30 protein-coding genes are annotated in these 26,953 nt (G+C 25.2%); 7 read left to right on the top strand and 23 right to left on the bottom strand.

The features are described from left to right. Positions 1 to 131 precede the first annotated feature (131 nt). The 4 genes from N4A48_RS11055 to N4A48_RS11040 all read left to right on the top strand — a co-directional run bounded on the left by N4A48_RS11055 (position 132) and on the right by N4A48_RS11040 (position 3,349). Positions 132 to 395, top strand: a complete 264-nt coding sequence (locus tag N4A48_RS11055) for a hypothetical protein (RefSeq protein ID WP_293666016.1) — start codon at positions 132 to 134, stop codon at positions 393 to 395. A gap of 542 nt (positions 396 to 937) precedes the next feature. Continuing rightward, on the top strand, positions 938 to 2,227 hold the full coding sequence (gene brnQ, locus N4A48_RS11050) for a branched-chain amino acid transport system II carrier protein (protein ID WP_293666014.1): 1,290 nt from the start codon (positions 938 to 940) through the stop codon (positions 2,225 to 2,227). 136 nt (positions 2,228 to 2,363) lie between these two features. Next, the gene (locus N4A48_RS11045; RefSeq protein WP_293666013.1) at positions 2,364 to 2,636 is read left to right on the top strand and encodes a hypothetical protein; all 273 of its coding nucleotides are present in this window, start codon (positions 2,364 to 2,366) and stop codon (positions 2,634 to 2,636) included. 65 nt (positions 2,637 to 2,701) lie between these two features. Continuing rightward, a complete protein-coding gene (locus N4A48_RS11040) occupies positions 2,702 to 3,349 on the top strand; it encodes a DUF4397 domain-containing protein (RefSeq protein WP_293666012.1) in 648 nt (215 codons plus the stop codon). A gap of 346 nt (positions 3,350 to 3,695) precedes the next feature. Here N4A48_RS11040 and truA read toward each other — a convergent pair whose 3' ends face one another. The 10 genes from truA to N4A48_RS10990 all read right to left on the bottom strand — a co-directional run bounded on the left by truA (position 3,696) and on the right by N4A48_RS10990 (position 11,968). Next, complete coding sequence (truA, locus tag N4A48_RS11035; protein WP_293666011.1) at positions 3,696 to 4,463, bottom strand: tRNA pseudouridine(38-40) synthase TruA; 768 nt, start codon at positions 4,461 to 4,463, stop codon at positions 3,696 to 3,698. A 73-nt stretch (positions 4,464 to 4,536) separates the two neighbouring features. Then, complete coding sequence (locus tag N4A48_RS11030; RefSeq protein ID WP_293666010.1) at positions 4,537 to 4,995, bottom strand: hypothetical protein; 459 nt, start codon at positions 4,993 to 4,995, stop codon at positions 4,537 to 4,539. A gap of 42 nt (positions 4,996 to 5,037) precedes the next feature. Further along, positions 5,038 to 5,244 carry a hypothetical protein gene (locus tag N4A48_RS11025; protein WP_293666008.1) on the bottom strand — a complete coding sequence of 69 codons (207 nt, stop codon included), beginning with the start codon at positions 5,242 to 5,244 and terminating at the stop codon, positions 5,038 to 5,040. Between the two features lie 88 nt (positions 5,245 to 5,332). After that, positions 5,333 to 5,974, bottom strand: a complete 642-nt coding sequence (locus N4A48_RS11020; RefSeq protein ID WP_293666007.1) for an MBL fold metallo-hydrolase — start codon at positions 5,972 to 5,974, stop codon at positions 5,333 to 5,335. A 73-nt stretch (positions 5,975 to 6,047) separates the two neighbouring features. Beyond that, positions 6,048 to 6,347, bottom strand: coding sequence for a hypothetical protein (locus N4A48_RS11015; RefSeq protein WP_293666005.1), 300 nt, complete (start codon positions 6,345 to 6,347; stop codon positions 6,048 to 6,050). Between the two features lie 57 nt (positions 6,348 to 6,404). Beyond that, entirely contained in the window at positions 6,405 to 7,001 is a 597-nt protein-coding gene (locus N4A48_RS11010) for a DUF3793 family protein (protein ID WP_293666004.1), read from the bottom strand. Positions 7,002 to 7,219: 218 nt separating this feature from the next. Further along, positions 7,220 to 8,656: an adenylosuccinate lyase gene (gene purB, locus N4A48_RS11005; RefSeq protein WP_293666002.1), complete on the bottom strand. Its 1,437-nt coding sequence runs from the start codon at positions 8,654 to 8,656 to the stop codon at positions 7,220 to 7,222. Positions 8,657 to 8,799: 143 nt separating this feature from the next. Further along, on the bottom strand, positions 8,800 to 9,990 hold the full coding sequence (locus tag N4A48_RS11000; RefSeq protein ID WP_293666001.1) for a pyridoxal phosphate-dependent aminotransferase: 1,191 nt from the start codon (positions 9,988 to 9,990) through the stop codon (positions 8,800 to 8,802). A 57-nt stretch (positions 9,991 to 10,047) separates the two neighbouring features. Beyond that, the gene (locus tag N4A48_RS10995) at positions 10,048 to 10,980 is read right to left on the bottom strand and encodes a dipeptidase (RefSeq protein ID WP_293666000.1); all 933 of its coding nucleotides are present in this window, start codon (positions 10,978 to 10,980) and stop codon (positions 10,048 to 10,050) included. A gap of 88 nt (positions 10,981 to 11,068) precedes the next feature. After that, the gene (locus N4A48_RS10990) at positions 11,069 to 11,968 is read right to left on the bottom strand and encodes a tyrosine-type recombinase/integrase (protein ID WP_293665999.1); all 900 of its coding nucleotides are present in this window, start codon (positions 11,966 to 11,968) and stop codon (positions 11,069 to 11,071) included. Between the two features lie 232 nt (positions 11,969 to 12,200). Between N4A48_RS10990 and N4A48_RS10985 the strand changes: the two genes are divergently transcribed. Further along, a complete protein-coding gene (locus tag N4A48_RS10985; protein WP_293665997.1) occupies positions 12,201 to 13,037 on the top strand; it encodes an undecaprenyl-diphosphate phosphatase in 837 nt (278 codons plus the stop codon). Between the two features lie 84 nt (positions 13,038 to 13,121). On the opposite strand, the gene N4A48_RS10980 is transcribed toward N4A48_RS10985, so the two are convergent. The 6 genes from N4A48_RS10980 to N4A48_RS10955 form a co-directional block, all read right to left on the bottom strand. After that, complete coding sequence (locus N4A48_RS10980) at positions 13,122 to 14,912, bottom strand: DNA helicase (RefSeq protein WP_293665995.1); 1,791 nt, start codon at positions 14,910 to 14,912, stop codon at positions 13,122 to 13,124. Positions 14,913 to 15,018: 106 nt separating this feature from the next. Beyond that, on the bottom strand, positions 15,019 to 16,662 hold the full coding sequence (locus tag N4A48_RS10975) for a DUF2207 domain-containing protein (RefSeq protein WP_293665993.1): 1,644 nt from the start codon (positions 16,660 to 16,662) through the stop codon (positions 15,019 to 15,021). A 106-nt stretch (positions 16,663 to 16,768) separates the two neighbouring features. Continuing rightward, positions 16,769 to 16,978, bottom strand: a complete 210-nt coding sequence (locus N4A48_RS10970; protein WP_293665991.1) for a hypothetical protein — start codon at positions 16,976 to 16,978, stop codon at positions 16,769 to 16,771. A gap of 86 nt (positions 16,979 to 17,064) precedes the next feature. Then, a complete protein-coding gene (locus N4A48_RS10965; protein WP_293665989.1) occupies positions 17,065 to 17,412 on the bottom strand; it encodes a cupin domain-containing protein in 348 nt (115 codons plus the stop codon). A 94-nt stretch (positions 17,413 to 17,506) separates the two neighbouring features. Next, positions 17,507 to 18,097 (bottom strand): DUF1836 domain-containing protein, encoded by a 591-nt coding sequence (locus N4A48_RS10960; protein ID WP_293665987.1) that lies wholly within the window; start codon positions 18,095 to 18,097, stop codon positions 17,507 to 17,509. 142 nt (positions 18,098 to 18,239) lie between these two features. After that, positions 18,240 to 18,659, bottom strand: coding sequence for a DUF3785 family protein (locus N4A48_RS10955; protein ID WP_293665985.1), 420 nt, complete (start codon positions 18,657 to 18,659; stop codon positions 18,240 to 18,242). Positions 18,660 to 18,877: 218 nt separating this feature from the next. Between N4A48_RS10955 and N4A48_RS10950 the strand changes: the two genes are divergently transcribed. Then, entirely contained in the window at positions 18,878 to 20,434 is a 1,557-nt protein-coding gene (locus N4A48_RS10950; protein WP_293665983.1) for an ABC-F family ATP-binding cassette domain-containing protein, read from the top strand. A 38-nt stretch (positions 20,435 to 20,472) separates the two neighbouring features. Here the strand turns inward: N4A48_RS10950 and N4A48_RS10945 are convergent, their stop codons facing one another. The 3 genes from N4A48_RS10945 to N4A48_RS10935 all read right to left on the bottom strand — a co-directional run bounded on the left by N4A48_RS10945 (position 20,473) and on the right by N4A48_RS10935 (position 23,444). Beyond that, a complete protein-coding gene (locus N4A48_RS10945) occupies positions 20,473 to 21,615 on the bottom strand; it encodes a THUMP domain-containing class I SAM-dependent RNA methyltransferase (protein ID WP_293665981.1) in 1,143 nt (380 codons plus the stop codon). 82 nt (positions 21,616 to 21,697) lie between these two features. Then, complete coding sequence (gene larE / locus N4A48_RS10940; RefSeq protein WP_293665979.1) at positions 21,698 to 22,501, bottom strand: ATP-dependent sacrificial sulfur transferase LarE; 804 nt, start codon at positions 22,499 to 22,501, stop codon at positions 21,698 to 21,700. Between the two features lie 118 nt (positions 22,502 to 22,619). After that, positions 22,620 to 23,444 (bottom strand): aminotransferase class IV, encoded by an 825-nt coding sequence (locus tag N4A48_RS10935; protein WP_293665978.1) that lies wholly within the window; start codon positions 23,442 to 23,444, stop codon positions 22,620 to 22,622. Between the two features lie 196 nt (positions 23,445 to 23,640). Between N4A48_RS10935 and N4A48_RS10930 the strand changes: the two genes are divergently transcribed. Then, entirely contained in the window at positions 23,641 to 24,459 is an 819-nt protein-coding gene (locus N4A48_RS10930; RefSeq protein WP_293665976.1) for a peptidoglycan-binding domain-containing protein, read from the top strand. 36 nt (positions 24,460 to 24,495) lie between these two features. On the opposite strand, the gene N4A48_RS10925 is transcribed toward N4A48_RS10930, so the two are convergent. The 4 genes from N4A48_RS10925 to N4A48_RS10910 all read right to left on the bottom strand — a co-directional run bounded on the left by N4A48_RS10925 (position 24,496) and on the right by N4A48_RS10910 (position 26,914). Further along, positions 24,496 to 24,660 (bottom strand): DUF1427 family protein, encoded by a 165-nt coding sequence (locus N4A48_RS10925; protein ID WP_293665975.1) that lies wholly within the window; start codon positions 24,658 to 24,660, stop codon positions 24,496 to 24,498. An 18-nt stretch (positions 24,661 to 24,678) separates the two neighbouring features. Continuing rightward, the gene (locus N4A48_RS10920) at positions 24,679 to 24,852 is read right to left on the bottom strand and encodes a XapX domain-containing protein (protein WP_293665974.1); all 174 of its coding nucleotides are present in this window, start codon (positions 24,850 to 24,852) and stop codon (positions 24,679 to 24,681) included. Between the two features lie 272 nt (positions 24,853 to 25,124). Then, the gene (locus tag N4A48_RS10915; protein ID WP_293665973.1) at positions 25,125 to 25,742 is read right to left on the bottom strand and encodes an acetate uptake transporter; all 618 of its coding nucleotides are present in this window, start codon (positions 25,740 to 25,742) and stop codon (positions 25,125 to 25,127) included. A gap of 479 nt (positions 25,743 to 26,221) precedes the next feature. Next, positions 26,222 to 26,914, bottom strand: a complete 693-nt coding sequence (locus N4A48_RS10910; protein WP_293665972.1) for a zinc ribbon domain-containing protein — start codon at positions 26,912 to 26,914, stop codon at positions 26,222 to 26,224. Positions 26,915 to 26,953 lie beyond the last annotated feature (39 nt).

Below are 26,953 nucleotides of genomic sequence, written 5' to 3'. Positions count from 1 at the left end.
ACATTTAATAAGAAGAATGTAAATATGTAAGAAATAAAAAAATGAATTTTCTAAAAACTCAAACCATTCACATTGTTTATCTGCTATAATAATATATAATATAGGCGAACATTTAAAAAGGGGGTTAGAGTATGTCAAAAGTTATTGATTTTAATTTAGCTAAAAAAAAGATCAAACATAAACAGCAAAATAAAAATAATTATTTCAGAAAGATAAAATCTCAAAATAATAAGGTTCTATTAATGATATTTATAGTTATACTCAGTGTCGTTGGCTTATTTTCTTTACTCACTCCTGTAAAACAGACTGATAAAATAATGAATATAGAGATGAATAATAAATCGAGTATAAATTATAATTCAAATTTAAATCTAGAACAATATTATATTTCTTAATTATTTAAAATTATATTTTAAAGATCATATAAGTGTTTTTGTTGAAATCTATTATTTAATAAATAATGATTAAACAACCTTAAGAAAATAACACCTCAAAAATCTTTTGTTTGTATTTTCTAAAGATTTCAAAAAAATAAACGAAGGACTAATTTCATAAAGGTATCATACTAATTACATTACTGGTATTCAAACAAAAGAAGCGTGTGTTAATACACGCTTCTTTTGTTTGAATACCAGTAATGTAATTATTTCTTTTTTTGAAATATATACAATTTTTTAAAAAATCGCACAAGCTTTAATCTATTGATATTTGTGGTGAATGTTGTTATAATTACTTTGAAATCGCAAACCGTTGGAATGAATTGTCATAAAATTCACTCAAGACAATATATTACATAAGTATATTAAAGATTATGATTTTATAACGAATTCGTTATGAGTTTCAAAAAAGTCTACATTGAAAATCTTTAAAAGGAAGACTTTTTTACTATAGTCTTTTAATAAATAATTATTTATACGAATTTGAAGGAGGAAACAAAATGAACAAAACATCTAAAGATGTAATCGTAGTAGGATTTGCACTATTTGCAATGTTTTTTGGTGCAGGAAATTTAATCTTCCCACCTGCTCTTGGACTTATGACAGGTAATGCTTGGGTACCTGGATTAATAGGATTCTTATTAACAGGTATAGGAATGCCTGTACTTGGTATTATAGCTGCATCTAAAGCTGGTGGTAGTTTAAGTGATTTAGCTGATAAAGTTAATCCTACATTTAGTAAAATTATAGGAACTGTTATAATGTTAGCTATAGGACCTCTTTTAGCTATACCTAGAACTGGAGCTACTACTTTTGAAATGGGATTTAAACCTTTATTCCCTTCAATAAGTCCTATATTAGTATCTGTTATATTCTTTGGGGTAACATTATTCTTAGTTATAAACCCATCTGGAATAGTTGACAAAATAGGAAAAATCCTTACGCCTATTTTATTAATATCATTACTTGTAGTTATAGTAAAAGGAATTATGAATCCTATAGGAACTCCTATTGACACAGGAATGCAAAATCCATTTTCAAAAGGATTTACAGAAGGATATCAAACTATGGACGCTTTGGCTTCTATGGTTTTTGCTGGAATAGTAATTGGTTCTTTAGTTCAAAAAGGATACACTGATACTAAAGATCAAATTAAATTAACTGTAATGGCTGGTCTTGTTGCAGCTACTGGTCTTGCTATTATATATGGTGGATTAATGTATTTAGGAGCTACATCAAGTGGTATATTCCCAGCTGATATAGCAAGAACTCAATTAACTATAAGCATTACAGAAAGTGTATTAGGCAATGCTGGAAAAGCTCTAATAGGAATATCTGTATCATTAGCATGTTTAACTACTTCAGTTGGACTTACAGCAACTTGTGGAGAATACTTCTCTAAACTTTCAAATGATAGAATTGGATATAAGCCTATAGTTATTGGTGTTACAGTGTTTAGTGCTGTTATGTCTAACTTTGGAGTTGATCAAATAGTTAAAATAGCAGTTCCTCTACTTGTAACGGTTTACCCTGTAGGTATAATCTTAATTATTTTCAATATATTTGATGATTATATACCCAACAAGACAGCATATACGGGTGCGGTATTTGGAGCAGTGTGTATAAGTTTATTTGATGCTTTAGCAGCTATGGGTGTTCAAATATCATCAGTTAATGCTTTTATCTCTAGATTACCATTAGCTAGTGCTGGATTTGCATGGATACTACCAGCTATAATAGGATCTATAATTGCTATGGCTACTATAAAGAAAAAGCAGGAAAATATATAATAAATAAAAAAATCCTTATTGTCTCTATAGATGGTAAGGATTTTTTTGTTTGATTTTATTAAATTTTGTTATATAATAAAAATAAGAATTTTTAGAAAAATTAAACTTTTCAAATGAAACAGAAGGGAGTTTTAGTATGAATGTTTCTGATTATAATTTCCCCTCACCTAAATTTATTATATTTCACTATTTTATAAAATGGTTTATAGATAACTTTGGTATAATACCTTACTTTATATTTGTAGTTGGATCTGTATTAACATTTTGTATGTATGCTCTTAGAAACAGTTTTAAGAGAAATGAATTTGATAAAATAGTTATGATATCGATATTTACATTAATAATAATCGGTGGATTGGTAGGGCTTGGATATGATATTAACAATGGACATCCTATAACTTTTCAATAAATAGAATAACATCTTTTAAATTATATCATATATTATATAGAAGATATTTGAAAGGTGTTGAGATTATGATTAATAATTTTTTATATCCATATATGCCGTATATTAGACAAGTGAAACCTTCTCATATTAGAGTATTACATGCTTCTCCAGATGCTCCACCTGTAGATATATATGCAAATAACAACTTAATAGCTAGAAATCTACCTTATAAAGGTTTTACTCCTTATATTAGTGTAGCTCCTGGAAACTATGTAATATCTGTTTTTGCATCTGGGACTACACAAAATCCAGTTTTAGTAAAGAATATTCAGGTTCCTAATGACACTATAGCAACTGTTGCTGCTACAGGCTATGCATCAGAACTAGATTTATTACCTATATTAGAACCTATAGAACCTATACCTACCAATAAAACTATGGTTAGGTTTGTTCACCTATCTCCAAACACACCAAACGTAGATATAACTTTACCAAATGGGACTATAATATTTGAAGATGTGGAATATGAAGAAGTAACAGAATATATACCTGTATCACCAGGGAATTATACATTTGAAGCAAGAGCTACAGGAACTGATCAAACAGCTTTAATAGTACCTAATGTTAACCTTAAGCCGAACAGATTTTATAGTATATATGCAGTTGGTCTTTTAGATGATCAGCCTTCTTTACAAGTTTTAATACCTTTAGATGGAAATAGCTATATAAAATAAGACCTTTATGTTTTAGAGGTCTTTTTACAGATTTTTTTATCATTTCCCCCATTTTGATAATTCATTAGGTATTAATCCGGATTTTTGAAGTTGTATAAATATTTTTAATGTGTTTTTAAGATTTTTTGACTTTGTAGTTATTTTTAATATACAGTGCATTAAAAAACCTCCTTTACTTATCTTATTCTATAAATAATATTCTTAAATATTAATAATTATTCTTAGAATTATAAGTTAAGAAGGCTTTTTTAATTGTAATTTTATTTATATTAAAGAACTTTTTCAAGATTTAAAATATTTTTAAATCAGATGATAATTTAATATTTTTAATTTGATTGATTCAGTATTAGAAGCTTGTTTCTTTTTTTAGAGTATCATTATAATTTACTTTATATAGATATAAGCCTTGAGAGTATGCAGTTGATCCTGCTAAAGATCTATCCTTGCTTTTTAATATATTATTTATATAGTCAGGTTTTATCTTTCCATGACCTACATCAATTAAAGTTCCAACTATAATTCTAACCATATTATGTAAAAATCCATTTCCATTTATTTTGATGTCAATAAATCCATTTTCTACTTCTATATCTATATAATTTATAGTTCTAACGCTAGATTTCTTTTTAGATTTAGAAGATTTAAAGCTAGAGAAATCATGTTCACCTATAAGATGTTTACAAGCTCTTTTCATATTATCAATATTAAATTTATCTGGTATATGCGTTGTATATTTTCTTAAGAAAGGATCATGTATTTTATTGTTGTCTATTTTATATAAATAAGTTTTAGATAGAGCATTATATCTTGAATGAAATCTAATATCAACCTCTTCTATATTAATAACTACTATATCGTGAGGTAGATAATTGTATAAATATTCATGCATTTTAGAAATGTTCATTTGAGAATTAGTTTTAAAATTCGCTATTTGAGCAATTGCATGAACACCAGCATCTGTTCTTCCAGATCCTATTATTTCTATTTTCTCACCTGTCATTTTAGAAACGACAGCTTCAATTTTGGCTTGTATAGTTGAATCTGTCGTTTTCAATCTTTGCCATCCTTTATACTTACTTCCGTCATATTTAATTGTAATTTTTATATTTCTCATTATTTAATATTCCTTTCTATTGGAAAATAATGTAGTTATTATAGAAAAAACCACCTAAATTTTAGTAGGTAGTTTAATTAGTTATTATATCTATAATTTCCATCATACTACTTCCTCTTTTTATAGTTTTTTCCCCTATTCTAAGTCTAGAACTCAAATTTAAACATCTAAGAAGAGTTAAAAAATCGTTCTTGTTAAAGATAAGTTCATGGTCATATAAAATATCAGCTACTTTATTGGAAGTAAATCCATTTTGTATAACTATAGTAACATATTCTTCTTTAACAATATCTTCTTCAACAACCTTTTCTTCAATAGGTTCCTCAACAATTTCTTCTTTAACAGGTTCTTCTTTTGTAACTTGATTAGTATTGTTTTGATTATTATCCACTTTATCTATTGGTTGAGAAAATTCATTTTTTTCTTTGAGTTTAGGTTGAGAATTGTTATTTGCTAGTATATTCACAGATGATCCTAACAAAAGCCCTATTGATATACCTAGTACTAATATTAGTATAAATACTTTATTCACTAAATTTCCTCCTATATTTAAATTATATTGAATATTAATATCTTATAATAAATCATACCCTTTATCAAGCAATTCAAAATAGAATTGAGTTGTTTTGATAAGTTCATCACCAAATAAAGCTATAATCTTCTTCTGATGATTTTGAGAAGAAAGAATAATTTTACCTATATGTCTATTTTTTCTTTTTAATTTTTTTATTTTGTATCCGTTATCAAGATGATATTTTATATAATCTAGCTTATTCTCCATAATTCACCTCTAATATAATTAATATAGTCTATATATCATTATTATCAAAATATTAATTATTATTAAGAATTATGAGTAAATTATATTATTATATATTCATTATATATTCATATTCTTCATTTCTAAGCTTTATATTTCCCATCATATCCCAATTGCCATGACCTGGATAAATTTTAATATCATCACTCCACTTTGATACTATATTTTTTATAGTATTTATCATATCTTCTTCGCTACCACCTGGCAAATCTAATCTACCTATTCCATCATTGAACAAAGTATCTCCTGTAAAGATTATATTTTGATTCTTCACTTTTAAACATATACTACCTTTTGTATGTCCAGGAGTATGGATGACTTCTAAGCATATATTTCCTATATTTATAACTGAATTGTCTAAAAAAATTTTATTTGCATCAACTGATATAGATTTACGATTTGCTTTTTTTGATAAGTTTATACTTGGATTTTTAAGCCCTTTTAAATCTTTTTTATGAATAAAAATATCACAACTATATTTCTTTTTTAGATCTTGTACAGCACCTATATGGTCATAATGATGATGAGTAAGTATTATGTGATTTAATTTTAAATTATTTTTATCTATATAATCTATTAATATTTTAGAATTATCACCAGGGTCTATAACTGCACCATCAAGAGTATGTTTATCGTGAATTACATATGAATTAGTACTTATTTTACCTATAACAAATCTTTTTAAAATCATATTAAGTCTCCTTTATTATATTAGGTTAAATATATTATATAATAAAGGAGACTTAATCCCAAGGCTTTGTATATTAATTTTTTAGAACTTCCTTCATTTCATCATATGTTTTTTGTAAGAAATCTTCTATCATATCTTGTGTTATGATTTGTTTAATAGATGACGGTATTGTTTCGTAAAACTTTTTGGCTACCCACTGAAATTTTTCTTCATTAGTTTCAAAATTTTTCTCAGCATAAAGCATAAGTTTATATGCTATTTCTTTTGCTTGCTTTAAAGCTATTTTTTCACCAAATGTTTTATAAATATAATATATATATCCAGCATTGATTAAAAGAATAAATATTATCCATACATATATAGAGTTAATCATATTGAGACCTCCTTTACTTTTTTATATATTATATTTATAAATATGCTTATAAGTGATTTATATTACCTTTAAAATATTATCAACATTATGATAATTCAATAATTCTTTCATTTTATTTTTTGCATTTATAAACTGAATATATTTGATATCCGATATTTTAGAGTCGCCATAAACTCTCCATCCGTTTATTTTTGTAAGTTTTAAAGAAGGGTGGCCAATAAATCCTAAGACATCTTTTAATGGATACCCTAAAAATATACCTATTTCATCTGGGATATATCCTGTTTTCATTTTTTCTATTATAAAATTAAGATATCTATCAAAATCGTAATTATTAGGATATCCTGATGATTTTAAAAACTTTAAGTTTCTGTATTCTGATAATGTGTTGTTTAGTTTGGTCGAATTATAAAATAATATTTTAGTACATTTATTACAGTAACTAAATTCTTTGTAGGATATCTTGTTGGTATTATTTAAAATACGTTTAATTTCTATTAATCTATATGAATTTTGTTTGTCTGAGTAAGGAAAACTTATTATTTCAGCAGGTTTGACCCCAAATATCACAGGTCCTAGTAATTGAAATAGCCATTTTGTAAAAGAATCTGTATTATCTCTTGTACAAAAGCAATTATTTAATTTATTATTCATAGATCATCTACCTTTCAAGAAAATTTAAATCAACTGAAAATAACTATCATTTCCATTTATATTAATATAATATTACAATACTGTACTAAATGTCAAATGATTTCTAATTTAGAAAGGTAGGTTGGTATACTTTATAAAAGATGCTCTTTTAAACATTTTACTTAGAAAGCCTATAGTAGAAATAAAAAGCAGTAAAAAAGATTAATCTTTTTTACTGCTTATACTTCTAAATCTATACTTAATCCAAGTCTATCTTTAAATAGATCGATTATAGGGTCAACCTCAGTCTCTATAAACTCAACTACTTGTTCTGAAGCTCTACCTATAAAGTTAATAGGGTCCATTATAGATAAAATTTCATCTTTAGTCATTTTAAACTCAGAATCATTTATTATTTTATCCATCAAATCATTTTGCTTACCCAGTTCTTTTACATTTTTAGCAGATTCCATTGAATAAACTCTTATCTTTTCATGAAGATGTTGTCTATCTCCCCCTCTTTTAACAGCTTCCATTAATATAGTTTCTGTAGCCATAAAAGGAAGTTCTTCATTTATATGCTTTTTAATCATATTTTCATATACAACTAATCCATCAGTAACATTAATACCAATTTCTAATATTGAGTCTATAGCAAGGAATGATTGAGCTATACTTAATCTTCTGTTTGCTGAATCATCTAAAGTTCTTTCTAGCCATTGTGTAGAGTGAACTAGAGCTGGGTTTAATGTTTCTGATATTACATATTTGCATAATGAGGAAATTCTTTCACTTCTCATAGGATTTCTTTTATAAGCCATGGCAGAAGACCCTATTTGATTTTTAGCAAAAGGTTCTTCTATTTCTTTTAAACTTTGAAGTAATCTTATATCATTTGTCATTTTATGCATACTCTGAGCTATAGATGATAAAATAGATAAAATTTGATGATCTAATTTTCTAGTATAGGTTTGTCCAGTTACTGCATATGATTTTTTAAATCCCATACTAGATGTTACAAGTTCATCTAATTTTTTTACTTTATCATGGTCTCCTTCAAACAAACTTAAAAAACTTGCCTGCGTTCCTGTAGTACCTTTTACTCCTCTTAATTTCAAATTCTCAAGTCTGTTATTTAAATCTTCAAAATCTATTAATAAATCTTGTATCCAAAGAGAAGCTCTTTTTCCAACAGTAGTTAGCTGAGCAGCTTGAAAGTGTGTAAACCCAAGCGTAGGTATATTTTTATAGTTAAAAGCAAACTTTTTTAAATTATTAATTAAATTTACAAGCTTAACTAATACTAATTCCATTGCATCTTTCATAATGATAATATCTGTATTATCTCCTACATAAGCACTTGTAGCTCCTAAATGAATGATACCTTTGGCATTTGGGCATAAAAGTCCATAAGCTTTAACATGAGACATAACATCATGTCTTGTTTCTTTCTCGAATTTTTTTGCATCATCAAAATTTATATTATCTATATTAGCTTTAAGTTCTTTGATTTGCTCATCAGTTATATTAATTCCTAATTTCATTTCGCACTCAGCAAGAACAGTCCATAACTTTCTCCAAGTTTTAAATTTCTTTTCTGGAGAAAATATGTAACTCATTTCTTTGCTTGCGTATCTTTGAATTAAAGGATTTTGATAATAATCGTGTTTTTGCATAATATCCTCCTTAAAATATTTATTTTTTCATATCACAATAGTATTATACAATATAATGCGAACTTTAACAAATGTTTTTAGATTTAATGTAAGGTAAAATAAGCTTGGTACTATTTAAATAGTACCAAGCTTATTTTCAATCCTTATTTTTTAGATAATGCTTCTTTTATTCTATTTAATCCTTCTATTATATTTTCTTGAGATGTTGCATATGACAATCTAATATAATTATCATTTCCAAATGCTACTCCAGGAACAACAGCTACATGAGAGTTTTCTAATAGATAATTTGCAAAGTCCATAGAACTATTTATATCATAATTTCCTAGTTTTTTACCTATAACTTCTGATATATTAACCATTACATAAAATGCACCTTTAGGCATATTACATGAGATATTAGGAATATCATTTATAATCTCAACCATTTTTTTTCTTCTTTTATCAAATTCTTTTCTCATATATTCAATTGAAGACTGATCTCCTTGGAGGGCTTCAATTGCAGAATATTGAGCTATAGTATTAGGATTTGATGTAGCATGACTTTGGATATTAGACATTATACTAGCTATTTTTTCATTAGAAGCTGTATATCCTATTCTCCATCCTGTCATAGCACAACACTTAGATAATCCATTTACAACTATAGTTAATTCTTTTATCTTTTCATTTAAAGAAGCTATACTTATATGCTTTTGATTATCATATATAAGTTTTTCGTAAATTTCATCAGAAACTACTATTATATCATTTTGTATGGCTAATTCTGCTATTTGTTGTAATTCTTCTAATGTATATACAGATCCAGTAGGATTAGACGGGCTAGTTAGTATTATAGCCTTAGTTTTATTTGTTATGTTTTTCTTTAAATCGTCTATATTGTATTTAAAGTCATTATTCTCATCACAATCAATTAGTACAGGCTTAGCTCCAGCCATCTTAACTAATTCAGGATAGCTTACCCAGTAAGGAGTAGAAATTATAACCTCATCTTCTGGATTACAAATAGCTTGGAATATATTATACAAAGAATGCTTTGCACCATTTGATACAATTATTTCTTTTGGATCATAGACAAGATTATTGTCTACTTTTAACTTATTACATATAGCACTTTTAAGAGCTGGCATACCAGAAGCTGCTGTGTAGCCTATATTATTGTTTTGAATTACATCAATAGCTTTATCTCTTATGTTTTTGGGAGTATTAAAGTCAGGTTCTCCTACACTAAAACTTATAACTTTAATCCCCTCTTCTTGCATTTTTTTAGCTTTAGCACTTATAGCTAAAGTTAGTGATGATGAAATATTACTATGTTTAATTGAAAGTTCCATAATATCTCTCCTATCTAATATATAACTATATTTAAATCTAATTTAATTATATCAAAGTTAGTAAAATTTAGATAATAAATCTAAATAATTTTTATAACATATTTTTTCTATAAAATCATTTTTGTAGTTTCTCTTTAATAGTTCATCTATTATTAAGTATAGATATGTGCAATCTTTTAAAGGATTTATAACCTTGCATCCATCAAAATCGGATCCAAATCCTATACATTTATACCCACCTATATTTACTATTCTTTCTATATGATCTACTAATGAAGGTATATTTTTATTTTTCCCAACAAATTCTTCATAAAAATTAATGCCTATTACTCCGTTGATATTAGAAATTGCTCTTATTTGATCATCAGTTAAATTTCTCTTATGTTCATTTATATAATTACTTAAAGAATGAGAAGCTATTATAGGTTGTTTAGTCAATTTTAAAACATCATAAAATGTTTTATAAGAAGAATGAGAAACATCTATTATCATATTCATGTTATTCATATTGTTTATAACAGACTTCCCAAAATCAGTTAGTCCAGAATCAATACTTTCCATAGTGCCACAAGCTACCTTATTTTTATAATTCCATGTTAGAGTTAATGATTTTACCCCTAATAGGTTTAATGATTTTGTTATTTCTATATGATCATCTATTATATGAGCTCCTTCTATTGAAATAATAATTCCTATTATATTATCATTATTCATAACATAATCTAAATCACTTTTATTTTTTATTATCTTTAAATTATTAGTATTTTTTTCATATTCATACAATTTATTTATATACCCTATAGCCTTAAAGTATGAATCTGGAAAAGGAATAGTGTAATCTATATATACAGCCATAAATTGAATTTTAACATTAGATTTTAATAATTTATTCAAAGTTATATGAGTAATATCATTATCATAAAAAGATAAATTATTATCTTCTATCCTTGTTATAGTATCGCAGTGGCTATCTATTATTTTATATTGCATTTATTTCACCTCTTTTTATTCTATAGGAAACTATATCATTTTTTGTTTTGTGGATAACTGATTGAAAAAGCTACACTTGAGACTATGACTATTTATTATTTTTTGATTTATATATATTTGATTTATCATCATCTATAATATAATCAACATTATCACTACCTACAAAATTAATTACATATTTATATCTTGTTGCATAGTTCTTATCACTCCATCCTAGTTTTTCTTTTAGATTTTCATCTTTTATCCCGGATTTTAAAGAAAATGTAGCAAAAGAATGTCTAAAATCTTTTGCTGAATAATTACTAAGTCCAGCTAAGGATAAAGCTTTTTTTACTATAAGTCTTACATTTCTATCAGTGATTGTATTCCTATTTCTACTCTTGAAAATAAAATCATCAATACTATTAACCTGTATAGAGTCTTTATAATCCATAATTAAATCCCATGAATAAGAAGGAAGTTCTACAATACGTTCTTTTTTACCAGAGCCTATTTTACATGAATAATTAGTTTTATTATTAACTATCAAGTCCTTCCATTTTAAACTTATCAACTCATTTAGTAAACACCCTGTGCTAATTAAAAAAGAAATTATAGCCTTATCTCGTTCATTTAAATGAGGAAATATAGATATTAATTTATCTAATTCATCAAGACTCAATACATCGTTTTTGTTTTTTATTCTAGATACATAAGGCTTATTGATGTTAGAAAAAGGATTATTTTGTATATAATTTTCTTTTACTAAGAAATTATAAAAACTATGTAAATAACTATATATTTTTTCACAAGTTGATTTAGAATATATATTATTTATATATTCTATGAATTGTTTACTTTCATTAATATTTATATTTAGTAAATTTTTATTATTTAAAGTTGATTTAAATAAAATTATCTTATTTAAATAATCAGTTTTACTTAGAGGTTTAAGTTTTCTAGAAAATTCCTTGAATAGTTTATATTCATATTCTGATAAATTCTTCATAAATACTCCCTCCCTTTATTATTTTAAGTTCACATTAATTATACTTCAAGTAAAAAAGTATTCATAACGAAAATTATATTTATCCACAACTTGAAGATGAATAAAATCATTAAATTATAATAATTCTAATTTAATAATTAAAATCCTTTGAAAAAATTAAGTTTTATTGATATACTTTATATGTTAATTTTATAGAATGTATTAAAGTACATAATTTGAAGGAGGCTTTGCAATGAGCGATATTTTAAAAGCTATAATCCTTTCTATTGTAGAAGGGATTACAGAATTCTTGCCTATTAGTAGCACGGGGCATTTAATTCTTGTAAACCAGTGGATAAACTTTGAAGGTAATTTTGGATTTTATTTTAATGTTATTATTCAGTTCGGTGCTATTTTATCGGTTGTAGTCTTGTATTTAAAAAAACTCAATCCTTTTGATAAATCTAAAACACAAATACAAAAACAGCAAACGATTAGTTTATGGTCAAAAGTAATAGTAGGATTTATTCCAGCTGCTATATTAGGTTTTTTATTTGCGGATATAATAGAAAATTACTTAAGTAATCCTATAGTGGTAGCTGTAATGCTCTTTATTGGTGGTATTTTTATATTAGTTTTAGAAAAAAGCTCCAAGAGAGTTAATATAGATAGTTTTGATAAACTAAGTTATAAAAAAGCTTTTTCAATAGGAATAATTCAATGTCTAGCAATGATTCCTGGAACTTCAAGGTCAGCTGCTACAATTATAGGGGCAATGCTTTTAGGAACGTCAAGACAAATAGCTGCAGAGTTTTCTTTCTTCTTAGCAATACCTACAATGGCAGGTGCAACGGCTTATTCTTTACTTAAGATGATTAAAAGCGGAGTAGCTATAACATCTAATCAATGGATCGTATTACTGGTAGGTATTATAGGTTCATTTATTGTAGCTATATGTGTTATATCTTTTTTTATGAATTACATAAAAAGAAAGGATTTTAAAATATTTGGATACTATAGAATAATACTTTCTGCAATAATACTCTTTAATTACTTTCTTAATGCTATTCACATATTCAAAATTATATAAAGTAAAATAAGAATGTAGGTACGTACCTACATTCTTATTTTACTTTATTTGTCTTTTTGTTAATAAAGCTATATTTCATGGCAATTAGAGAGATTCTGTAATCATTTTTATTATATCACTATTTTCTTCTTTAAATGTTGTTACTATTGTAATCTTGTCTAGAGCGCATGTCAGTGCAGTGCATATCATATTTAGATTTTTTATGAAATTGTTAACTTCATTATTAGGACTAGAATCATTTAAATGATGACCATATAACATTTCAATTTGGCATAATATAAGTGACTTATATTCCAAATTGTTTATGGAATATATATTAGATATTGTTACTCCATTTTTATTGCTTAAATTTGTTAATTCATCATTTGAATATATATAAGGTATATTACTTTCTTCTAGTGCTTTTCTTAAAATATACTGGAAGTATATCATATTCCCATTTTTTAACTTCCTCTTATTATACGGATATACAATTATTATATCTGAATAATTAAATCCTTTTTGAGTTACTAAGTATTCTATTTCCCATATTATTGATTTGATTTTTTCTTCTATATCATCAACAAATATAATTTCTACATCTTCGCCTTCGTATTGCAAAGATTCTGTATTTAAATAATAATCATCAGGTAAATTTTTGTCAAATTTTTTTATATATTTCTTGATGTTGTTTCTGAAATTATTTACAAATGAAGATATTTTTTGTGTTTGTTTATAGTTGTATTCAAAAGTTAGAGTATCATCTAAGTTCATATTTTCCCAAAATCCTTTAAATGATTTTATATTACTTTGTATATCTGCGGATTTATCAACTGATATATTAAAAATATTTTTAGATTTAAACAATATACCTTGAATAAATTTTATTTCTTCTTCATTAAAGTTCTCACAAGCATCTATAAAAATACCTTTATATATTCTCTTGTTTTTTAAGGTATTTTGTACTTGTAAAAATACATTTTTAAAATATTTAGAAAAGTTCATTTTAAGCTTATTATAATCTATTACTAAATTTAAATCTTTTGCCATTTTAAATATAAACCCATGATAATTGTATATATCTAAGTTATCAGGTGATTTATACAATAAATTAATTTGACTTTTTATCTCATTCATCAATTGCTTATTATATGTTAAGAATAAAAATCTTTCCTTTGGATATAATTTAGCAAGCTTTATAGCTCTTGATATTAATATAGTGGTTTTAGAACTTCCGTTAGGACCTATAAATAAAGTATTTCCATATTTTATAGAATTAATTTTTTCAATTTGAGAAGGGTTTAAAAATAACGAACTATATTCATATTCATCTTTAGAAAATGATATTGTTTTAAAAAAATCATTTTTTGAATTTTTCTTACTATATTTTTTTATAACATGATATTCTGGAGATATATAGAATCTAAGTAAGTTTAAAGTAACATCGTCATTCTCACCTATTAAATATTTATCTAATAGGCTTGTATCATTAATTAATTTATTATAGTTATTATTATCAATAATATGATTATTTATAAAATCATTTTCATTATTATCTATTTCGATATAGGGCATAATGTATATTAAATTATATGTGATATTTAAATTGAAATTTTTTAAACCTTCCTTTAATGTACTATATTCTTCTTCCATTACTTCTATCAATTCATCTTCTAGTATAGAATATATTTCTTCAGTAGTATCCATGAATTTAATAAATAGAATATTATTATTCTTAATATACATTAAATCTATATTAATACCATTTACAGGGACTAGTTTTGTTATTCCTATCCCACTTAAAGAGTTTATACAATTTTCATAAAAATGAATCTCACTATCTTTTGTTCTAAGAGAATCTAAATTAGAATGAATATTTTTTGAATATATTTTCAACTGTATCCCCCTCTTCTATAAGTTTCAAAAAGTCTACAGTTAGAATCTTCAGAGTAAGACTTTTTTATATTATATCATTTAATTGTTAATTTTCTAGTATGACATGCTATTTATTACTTTTTTTAAACATAAAAACCGAATCTAATTCATTAGTTCGAAACGCTTCGTTTAATAATTTTATAAATTTTTTATCGTTAGCTTTATTGAAATATATACATTTTACTATTTCTTCATTATTTCTAAGTTTGTACAATAGTTCTTTATGTATCCTCATTGAAATGCTATAAATTATGTAAGTTTTCCAAATTTCAGTGTTATCTGAATCCAATACTTTTGTATTTTTAAAATTGATTATGAATTTTTTGAAGCTAATCCATTTTTTACGTTCTATATATCCTAATCTTGTTAATCTAGATTTTATAAGGTATATATTATTTATAAATCCAGATACAATAAGAGCTATAGATATTCTATATAGATATGGAGAATGTATATAGATAAATAAAATTCCTAATAAAATTTTAAAATATGAATATAAATATAATAAAAATTTTATTATATTGTTTGTTTTTAGATATCCAAAATCTTCGCACTCTGTATATACTTTTCTTTTCCAGTTATTATAAAACCTTTTAAATTCGATAAAATTTTTTTTATTTTTATTATATTTTTTTATATCTTCTAAGCAAATAAGTTTGTTATTTCCAACAAAACCAAATAACCAATTTAATAAATACTTTTCGTGATTTTTTAATATTGTTGGATCTTTATTGGTTAGTTTAAATTTATCATCTACTTCTAAGATATATCCTTTTCTAATCAGGTCAGCTATAGTAATGAAAAAATCTCTACTCTTGATTTTCTTACGTTTTAATAGACTAGCCATAATTGCAGGAGTACAATCTGTTGGTAATTTCAAATTATAGTTTCTAGGTAAATTCCCTTTTTGAAGAAATAATCTATCAAAAAATAAAATTAATAGATAAAAAAATTCTATAATTAATAAAGATATAGATAATATATTAATTTTTTTTATTCTATTTATTATATTTTTATACTTTGATTCAATATTAATTTCTTTATTCACTAAATCGTTATATAATGTATATTTATTATTATTCTGGACACTATATGTAGGTATCGCTTGGGGTAAGAGTACTTTTAATTCTAATTCTATATTTTTAGGAAAATCATTTATAGTGTAATTAACTGTATTTTGATGTATGTTTATATTTTTATACAAATATCCATGTTGAAAAGCTCTAATATCTGTATATATTTCACCCTGTGGAAAATATATACAGATATTTAAATTTTTTATAGAATTATTATTATCAATATCAAAGACTTTAAATTTCAACTCATCAGCACTATTATGTTTGATTATGACATCTTCTAAATCATATTCTATTTTATATATTTTAGTTTCAGGACTTGTTTTATCATGTAGTCTAATATTATGTTCAAATAAATCTAACGCCAGTTGTTTTTTATTTGGATATATTTCATATCCTCTTAAATTATCTAATTTAGAATTATCCTCTAGGTATACACTTCTTGTTATTCCATTTGATTTAGAATAAAAATTATAAGTTATAATCTCTATGACATGAGCATCTCCTTTGTCATTTATGTTTATATACATTCTTAAATTTTCGATAGAATAATTTTCTTGTGAAAATATAGGTCTTATTAAAAGAATAAATGCTATTAATATTATTAAATAGATTTTTTTTCTTATTTTAATCACCTCTAATATATTATAAACTATATTTAACCTGTATTTTTAGTAAAATTAAAAAGACTTAAAATCTTTTTTTATTTTAAGTCTTTTGGATTATATTATATATAGTTGTTTATTTTGTTGAGTCTTCAATGCAATTTTTAATCAAATCAAATTTTTTTATTAAACAGCACTCTGGTTCTTCATATTCATTTATATATGAATTCAACAAATTTTTTATTTGGCTAAAATTTTTTTCATCATAAAAAGATACTGAATCTAATTTATGAGATATAGTATTGAACAACAAAAACCTTTTCTTTAAATATTCATTTTCCATCATACAATAAACACTCCTTATATAAATTTGTTAAACTATATAAGGAGTGTTTGCTAAAAAGCATAATTTAAAACATATATAATAAAATTTTATTTATCAATATTAAATACTACCGTTAATATCATTTTGAATTTTTTTGTGGCTAATAAAGAATGACTTATATTAGCTGGCATTACTATAGTTTCTCCTTGTTTAACCTTAAAGCTTTCTTCACCTATTGTAATCATAGCTTCTCCATCTAAAATAGATACCATAGCATCACCTTCAGATTTATGAGTACTTATTTCTTCATTTTTATCGAAAGCAAATACAGTTACATTTACATATTTATTTTGAGTTAAAGTCTTGCTAATAACGCTTCCTTTTTGATAATCAACTAATGATGTTGTTTCAACTGGCTTTGAAAAATCTATGTTTTTTATAAAATGGTTATTCATGTTGTTTTCTCCTTTCTATTGTAAAATATGTTTTTACTTATATACAGTATAAAATAAAAATCGAATTAATTAAGTAACATGTGTTACTTATGTGCTATTTATTTTTAAAATGAACATCTATTATTTTTTCAGCAAGTCTTTTTTGGGCATTTGCTTGTGCAACTAGCATTATTACAATTAAAAATAATTGGGCTAAATCTTGGTTTTCCTTTTCTATTTCATTTGTTTTTTGTTTGATAGATCTTATATTTGATGATATAAAACTTTCAAAATCCTCTATTTCACTATCTTTTAGTTCTAAAAAAATTGAATATATATTATCTAATGATACTATATCATCTTCTGTATTTGACATATCCTTAAGTATAGGTTCAAACAGTAGCTTTATATCATCTAGAGATAATACTTGTTTTAAGTAATAAACCAAAATCATTAGTATTATATGTTGCTTACTATATTTTTTATTATTAGATGGCATTAATAGTCCTTGCTTTGTATAATTATTAATCATTGTTTTAGTCAATATCTTATCATTATCATTTCTTTTCAGATTATAAAGTTTTTCATCTATGAAATTGGTTACTTGATCCATATATAAGTTTAAGTCTGGTATATCTTCTAATTCCACCTTTTCACCTAAACATAGTTCTTTTATAAGTTCAATTAGTTCATTTTCATCTATCATTTTAATCACCTCTCTTATATAATATAGTATCCAAAACTATATATCAACATATGTATATGAATTTCAAGAAGTTTATTAGACAAAAAAATCTAATCATAGATTAATAATTTTGAATTACTAACTACAATTAGATTTTTTATTATTAAGAATCACAATCTTCTATTTCAATGCTATATTTGCCACATTCAATACATACTATAATGCTAATTATATAACTACTATCTACGATACCTTTTTTTAACATTTTCTTAAATGATGTATTTTCATATTCTTCAGATATGTTGCTCATTACATATTTATCATTTTTAGCAAATACATAAAAATAATATTCAAGAAATTTAAAGTATTTAGCTTTTTCTGATACTCCATTCAAGCAATTTTGACAAGCTTGATCGTAATAAGCTATATCAAAATCTATGTTTTTTTGTTGTTTTAGTAAATTTATTATTTTTTTATTTGTGAGTCCAATTAGGAAGTTTACTTCACTACTTTCTTCATCCATACAATTGGATATATTTATATCGTATAAATTTTCATTAAATTCAAATGTATATTCTACCATAGTTTAACCCCTTTAAATTAATAATATACGTTAAGTATCTCATATAATTAATTGATTATCAATAATAGAAATGATATATCTATTATAATATTGATAAAATTCTACATCAAAATACTTTAATATTTGAAAATACATAAATTTTGTATTCCAAAAAAACTCACACTATTATATAATTTTAATTGTGTTATTTTTAAAACTTTACTAAAGGAGATTATATAATGAGTATATTAACAGTAAGAAATTTGAGCCATGGTTTTGGAGATAGAGCTATATTTAACAATGTATCATTTAGACTTTTGCCTGGAGAGCATATAGCACTTATAGGTGCAAATGGAGAAGGAAAATCCACTTTTATGAATATAATAACAAGTAAAATAGAGCCTGATGAAGGTAAAATAGAATGGGCAAAACGTGTAAGAGTTGGTTATTTAGATCAGCATACTTATTTAGAAAAAGGAAGAACTATAAGAGATGTTTTAAAAGATGCGTTCAAGTACCTTTTTGATTTAGAATCAGAAATTAATGAAACATATGACAAAATGGCTGAAGCAACACCAGAAGAGCTAGAAGATATGCTTGAGAATGTAGGTACTATTCAAGATATATTAACTAATAATGATTTTTATGTTATAGATGCAAAGATTGAAGAGGTTGCAAAAGGTTTAGGACTTACAGAAATAGGACTTAATAAGGACGTAAATGATTTAAGTGGAGGCCAAAGAGCAAAAATATTACTTGCAAAACTATTATTAGAAAAACCAGATATTTTATTATTAGATGAGCCTACTAACCATTTAGATGAACAACACATAGAATGGTTGAAAAGATATTTACAAAATTATGAAAATGCCTTTATTCTTATATCTCATGACATACCATTTATAAATAGTGTTATAAATCTTATATACCATATGGAAAATCAAGAGCTGAATCGTTATGTAGGCGATTATGATAATTTTATGCAGATATATGAAGCTAAAAAACGCCAGCTTGAAGCAGAATATAAAAGACAACAACAAGAAATAGCTGAACTTGAAGATTTTGTAGCTAGAAATAAAGCTAGAATTTCAACAAGAAATATGGCCATGTCTAGACAAAAAAAATTAGATAAAATGGATAGAATTGAATTACCACAAGAACGTGTAAAGCCACAATTTAATTTTAAACAAGCAAAAACTTCTGGTAGATTAATATTTGAGACGAAAGATTTTATAATTGGTTATGATGATCCATTGACAAAACCTTTAAACATAAAGATGGAGAGAGGCCAAAAAATAGCTTTAGTAGGTGCTAATGGAATAGGTAAAACTACCCTATTAAAAAGCATATTAGGACGTATAAAACCTTTATCTGGTAAAGTAGAGCTTGGATATGAACAAAGCATAGGTTATTTTGAACAAGAAATTAAGGATGGTAATAACAACATCTGTATAGAAGAGGTTTGGCAAGAATTTCCTGTATTTACTCAATATGAGGTGCGTGCAGCTCTTGCTAAATGCGGTCTTACTACAAAGCATATAGAAAGTAAAGTGAAAGTTTTAAGTGGAGGAGAGCAAGCAAAGGTAAGGCTTTGTAAACTTATAAATACTAATACTAATATACTATTGTTAGACGAGCCTACAAACCATCTTGATGTTGAAGCTAAAGAAGAACTTAAAAAAGCTTTAAAAGAATATAAGGGAAGTATACTTCTTATATGTCATGAACTTGATTTTTATAAAGATATTGTGACTGATGTATGGAATTGTGAAGATTGGACTACTAAAATAGTTTAAATAAAAAAATCCGCTTAAGCGGATTTTTTTATTTATATTTATTTTTTTAAAGGTTTAGGTCCATAGTATTGATATAAATCACTTCTTAGCATACCATTGTATAATTTTCTTTTTCTATCAGCTTTTCTTCCGAATGCATCTTCAAACTCACTATAAGCTGTTATTATGTAAAATGACCATGTATTTAATTTCTTAAAAGGAAGAGATATTTCTTTGTATAGTTGTCTTACACTATCTTTGTCTTCTAATCTTTCCCCATACGGAGGATTAGAAATAATAAATCCGTATTCATAGTCACTTTTTAAATTTCTAGCATCTTGCTTTTTAAATTCAATATAATTATCTACATCTGCAAGTCTAGCATTTTCTTTTGCTATTTCAAGTACCTCATCATCTATATCAGATCCATATATTTTAAAATCAATATCTGTTTTCATCATATCAAAAGCTTCTTTTCTAGCTTTCCACCATAGCTTCTTGCCTAATATACTCCAGTTTTCTGATAAAAATTCTCTATTAAGACCTGGAGCCATATTAAGACCCATCATTGCAGCTTCTATTAAAATAGTTCCTGAACCACAAAATGGATCTACTAATACTCTATCATGTTTCCAAGGTGTCAATGAAACAATAGCAGCAGCTAAAGTTTCTCTAATAGGTGCTTTACTAGCATTTTCTCTGTACCCTCTCTTATGAAGAGCTTGACCACATGTATCTATTGATATAGTAACTTTATCCTTGTGTATAAACACGTATATAGGATACTTTTCATCACTATTTTCATCAAACCAGTTAACTTTATATTCTTGTTTTAAATTTTCAACTACAGCTTTTTTCACTATAGATTGTATATCTGGAATACTATACAATTTAGACTTTATAGAAGAAGCTTTTGATACTGGAAAAACAGCATCTTTTTTTATGTATTTATGCCAAGGTAATTTTTTAGTGTTTTGAAATAGTTCCTCAAAGCTTCTAGCTTCAAATTCTCCAATTTTTAATAATACTCTTTCTGCTGTTCTAAGCCATAAATTCGATTTGCATATACCATAAATATCTGTTTTATAAGTAACTCTTCCATCTTCTACCTTTTGTATTTCATATCCTAAATTTTCAATTTCTCTTTTAAGTATTTTTTCGACTCCAAAAAAACATGGTGCTATCAAGGTTATATCTTTCATTACACTCCTCCTGCTGTATATATTATTATATATAATTACCAACTAATTGTATCATATACTTTATATAAATTTCTATTTAATTTTATAAAACCTCATTCATACTTCCTGTTCTATAACCCATAAGGTCTATAGTTACGTAGCTAAACCCTAAAGATTTTAGGTATTTACAAACTTTATCTGATGATCCTGATTCTAAAAATTTCAAAATTTCATTTTGTTCTAATTCTATTCTTGCTATTTCTCCATGATGTCTAACTCTAAACTGTTTAAATCCTAGTTGAGAAATATATTCTTCACTTTTTTCTATCATATCAAGTTTTTGTGGGGTTATTTTATGATTATAAGGAATCCTAGATGCAAGACAAGCAAAAGATGGTTTGTTCCAAGTAGGTATATCCAACATTTTAGATAAATCTCTAATCTCTTGTTTTGTAAGACCAGCTTCTTTTAAAGGACTCATTATACCTAATTCTTTTAGAGCTTTCATACCTGGTCTAAAATCACTTAAATCGTCAATATTACTTCCATCAGCTATATTGTTTATATCATTTTCGTTAGAAATTTCTATTATTTTTGTGAAAATCTCTTTTTTGCAAAAGTAACATCTTTCTGGAAGATTATCTATAAATTCTTTAATATTTATATCATTTACATGTATAACTGTGTGTTTAACATATATTTCACTGGCATAATTTATAGATTCTTGGATTTCTTTTTTAGTATGAATGAATGCATTAACTGTTACAGCTAATACATTTTCATTTAAAACATCTTTAGCTATTTTTAAAAGAAATGTACTATCAACTCCTCCTGAAAACGCTACAGTTAGATTATCTAATTTACTTAAATTATTTTTTAGTAATTTTAATTTTTGAATGGGTGTCAAAATTTTTCCTCCTTTTTTATATTAATGATTTGTTTAAGATTATATTATGTTTGTTTAAACTAATGTTTTTATATTCTACTAGGAATAAATTTCCGGAAGTAAAGATTATCGTATAATATTATTTTTTATATAAGTATTCATTTATACTATTGTCGTATTCTCTAATTATTTTCATTATTATAGAGTTATAAGTCGAGTTTAAATTATATTTTTCTATACTTTTAATCGGTAAAACATTAACAGAAGTGCCTGTCATAAATGCTCCGTCTAAACAAGGTATATCGCTCTCTTTTATGCAAATTTCTTTTATTTTTATATTTAAGCGTTTGCATATGTCAACCACTACAGTTCTAGTAACGCCTAACAACACATCGCTTGCTGGAGCAGTATATATACTATCTCCTTTAACAAAAAATATATTTGATCTACTTCCCTCTGTTATTAATCCTTCCTTATTAACAAGCAAAGCTTCAAAGGCATTTTTTAATTTAAGTTCATTATTTATTTTTTCTCTTAATTTTCTATTTCCTACTTTAGCATTTGGCTTTTCTCTTTCAGAATAATATATGATTGTATTTATTCCAGTCTCATATAATTGTTTGTCTGGATAATAGCTTTTTACACAAAAAATTATTAAGTTTTGATCTTCATTATCCAAGTTACTAAATATTAATTTTATGTTGATGTTTTTGCAATTATTTTTTTCTATTAATAATTTTATATCTTTGACTATTTTTCTCTTTGGTATATTAAGTTTAAATCCAAGTATTTCAGCAGATTTAAATAACCTTTCAAGATGTTGTTCTAAGAATAAAGGTTTCCCATTTATTACTCTTATCACTTCATATACATTAATATTATTATTTTCTGAAAAATCTTTTTTTTGGTCTGTTCTATATATTGTCCCATTTGAAACGTAGTATTCCCCTTCACTATTTATCATGATAAACACCTCTTACCTCTTATAAAAATTTATTCGATTCAAAACCTACAAATAGATACTTTAATTATACACTAATTATTATAATCAACAATCTTATTTTAAAGAATATGAATTACATTAATTCCCTTCGACTTTTTTCGACATTTGTATTATATTTATATTATAGATAAATTATATAATCCACAGGAGGAAAAGTATGAAAAAAATAATAATATCTAGTATATTAAGTTTGGGAATAGCATTTACTCCTTTGCATGCTAATATAGTTAATGCCTATTCTCAAATTAACAGCTCATTATTACTTAAAACAGGAATGAGAAATCAAAGTATTACTACCTTACAAAATAATCTAAAAGAATTAGGATATTTTCAAGTTAACCCTACTGGTTATTATGGAAGTATAACAAAAAAATCAGTTTTAGATTTTCAAAAGGCTAACAACTTAGTAGTAGATGGTATAGTCGGAAAGAGTACAATTCAAAAACTAAACTCATTGAATGCTAGAAATACCCCTTCTGTAACAAGAGGAAGTACAACAACCTCATCTAATTGGTCATGGTTTTCAAAAATTCAGTATGCAATCCCTAGAGGTGGTACTTTTGAAGTACTCGATATATATTCTGGAAAATTATTCAAAGCTAATAGAACATATGGAACTAATCATATAGATGCAGAAACTATAAGCGAATATGATACTGCTATATATAAAAGTATATTCGGTGGAAATTGGTCTTGGTATAAACGTCCAATAGTAGTTACTTACAATGGACTATCTCTACCAGCGTCTATGGCTGGTATGCCTCATGCTGGAAACGATAATGCACCTTCAGCGTCTTATACTAATTGGAGAAGTGATGATTATGGTCCAGGTACTAATTTAGATGCAATCAAAAACAACGGAATGCATGGAGTATTTGATATACATTTTATAGGTAGTAGAACTCATAGTAGTAATAGAATCGATAATGTACATCAAAACAATATAAAAATTGCTCAAAAATATATAGCTAAGTAATAAAAATCCGGTATATTAATATACCGGATTTTTTACTTAAAATAATAATTGTGCTATTTTTCCTCCAATTATTACACCTAGAACTCCCATTACACCTGCAAAAACAGGAGGTGCTGGTAAAGGTAATTTTAATTTTTGACAGATTGCTCCTAATATTGTTCCTGCTAAAGTTGCTTTTAATGATATTATTAACGCTTCCATTAATTAATCCCCCATTCTTTATTTACACTTTTCGAATTTTTTTATCACAAATGCACCAAACCAAACTCCAAATATACCCATAAAAGCTTGTATATTAGGTGGTGCTGGTAATGGAAACTTTAAAATTGTAAAGATAATTCCTGTCATTATTCCTGTTAATAAAGATAATAATACTACTTTAATGTCATTCATTTATATCATCCTTTCATGAACTAACTCTAATTTTATTAATTTATATGATATGTTACCGATTCCATATTAATTATATATTTTTTTATAAAATTTTTCAATATTAAATATTTTTTATAACGAATAGGAAATTATATTCCTATTTTAATTATGAATTGTATAATTGATGTATAAAAATAAGAGATTTACTTATTGATAAGTAAATCTCTTATTTTTATATTAATCTAAACTTGTTTTTTATATAATTACCAATAATTTTAAAATAATAAAATTATCTATTTCTTGAATATTCCAAAAGGTTTTCCAACAGGAAGAAATACTCTTCCAAAATGAAGATTCAACACAGAAGCTGCCGATCCATAGAAAGCCATTATTGAAATAAGAAGTTCTGAAATTGCAGCAATCTCATGAGCAAGTTCAGGCATTATGCCAAATGTACTTAAAGTCAGTCCTATAAATAAGAAATCTATCAATACAAATATTATAAATAACACTTTATGAGTTTCCATAGCCCCTATAGTCATAAATAAAGTGAATATTAAATATCCTAAAAAAGCAAATCCAAGTTGTTTAACATCTACTCCAGCTGCTAATTTTTCTCCAAATACGCCATTTTGAATAAGCCATGAAGTTGCAACTGCAAACCAGAAAAATGCATATCCTCCGAAAGCAGTTGTTCCAAAAACATTCCCTTTTTTTGAATCGTTAATACAAGCAAATAATTGCGCAAATGCTCCTAAAAATATTGCCCACGGTATAACAAATGATACTCCTTGGGTAATACCCAACTTTTGAGACGATGCTACAAGAGTTACCATAGCTAACCCAAATAATCCCAATGCAGATGGATCTGCATTACTAATTTTTACAATTTTTGTTTCATTAGTGTTCATAAAACCCTCCTATAAATAATTTAGTATATTATAAATTCTCCAGTGTCTATATTATCACAAAATTCTACTTTTTTAAACATTTTAATTGTTTTTTTTCGCAAATTCACACAAAAAAATAATAATTAGTATATAATGTAAAATATACTAATTATTACAGAGGTGATTTTATTGAATAAACTATCTAAACTTTTAAAATACAATACGCACATATCCATTAAATTTGATGCTACGCAAAAAAGTTTAACCATTCTTGATAAAAAACAAATCATTAAAAGCATTTATTTTCCATTTGATAATTTAGACGATCATATAGATTATGTATATAATCTTATAGTTTCAATAAACAATATAAATTTGTATATACCTAAGATTTATACTAGAGAATAAATCAATTTTATTTATATCCAGAAGCTGTTAAGTTCTTGTCTTCAGCCTTAAAGTGGTTGAGTATTAGAACTTTTAGCTTTCGTATAAATACACTATTTATACATTAATCTTCCACAATTCTCACATTCTATAATTTCATCATTATCTAATTTACTAATTTTATTCATAAAAAGTTCAACATTGCATCCACCGCAGATATTATTCTCAACTTTCACCAAAGCATTTTTATATCTTTTTCTAATATTGTAATATTTAGTTAAATTTTCATTATTTATTTCACTTCTAAATTTTTCTATCTGTTCTAAATTAATATATAATTTTTTTGTATATTCATCTAGTTTTTCGTTGATTTTTTGATTTGAATTTTCAATAATCTGTTTTAATTCATCACATTTAGTTTTGCATTTTTGGATTTTAATATTTAAATTTTCGACCACATCCATATTTTCTATCAATTCTTGTTCAATTTGTTCTTTTGATTCTTGTAAATTCATTTCTTTATTTTTTATATTTTCAAGTAATTTTATATCTTTTATTAATCCACTGTATAAATCTTCATCTATTTTTTTCAATTCCTCTTCTTTATTTTTCAAATTATTTTCTAATGTTATAATTGCTTGTTTTAAAAGTTCTAATTGCTTTATATACATTTTTTCAGCTTGCTCTATTTTATATAATTTCGTTCTCAATTCTGATATTTTAGGATGGTCTTGTATATAAGCTATTTTATTTTTAATTTTATCTATTAAATCATGTTTTTTATCTAATTCTATAATTTTATTCATAATAATACCTCCAACGAATTTTTTATATTAAAATAAGGA

The sequence above is a fragment of the Tepidibacter sp. genome, from assembly GCF_025210165.1.
Classification (GTDB): Bacteria; Bacillota; Clostridia; order Peptostreptococcales; family Peptostreptococcaceae; genus Tepidibacter_A.
The sequence above is the reverse complement of the archived record's forward strand: the minus strand, read 5'-3'. Positions and strand labels throughout refer to the sequence as shown.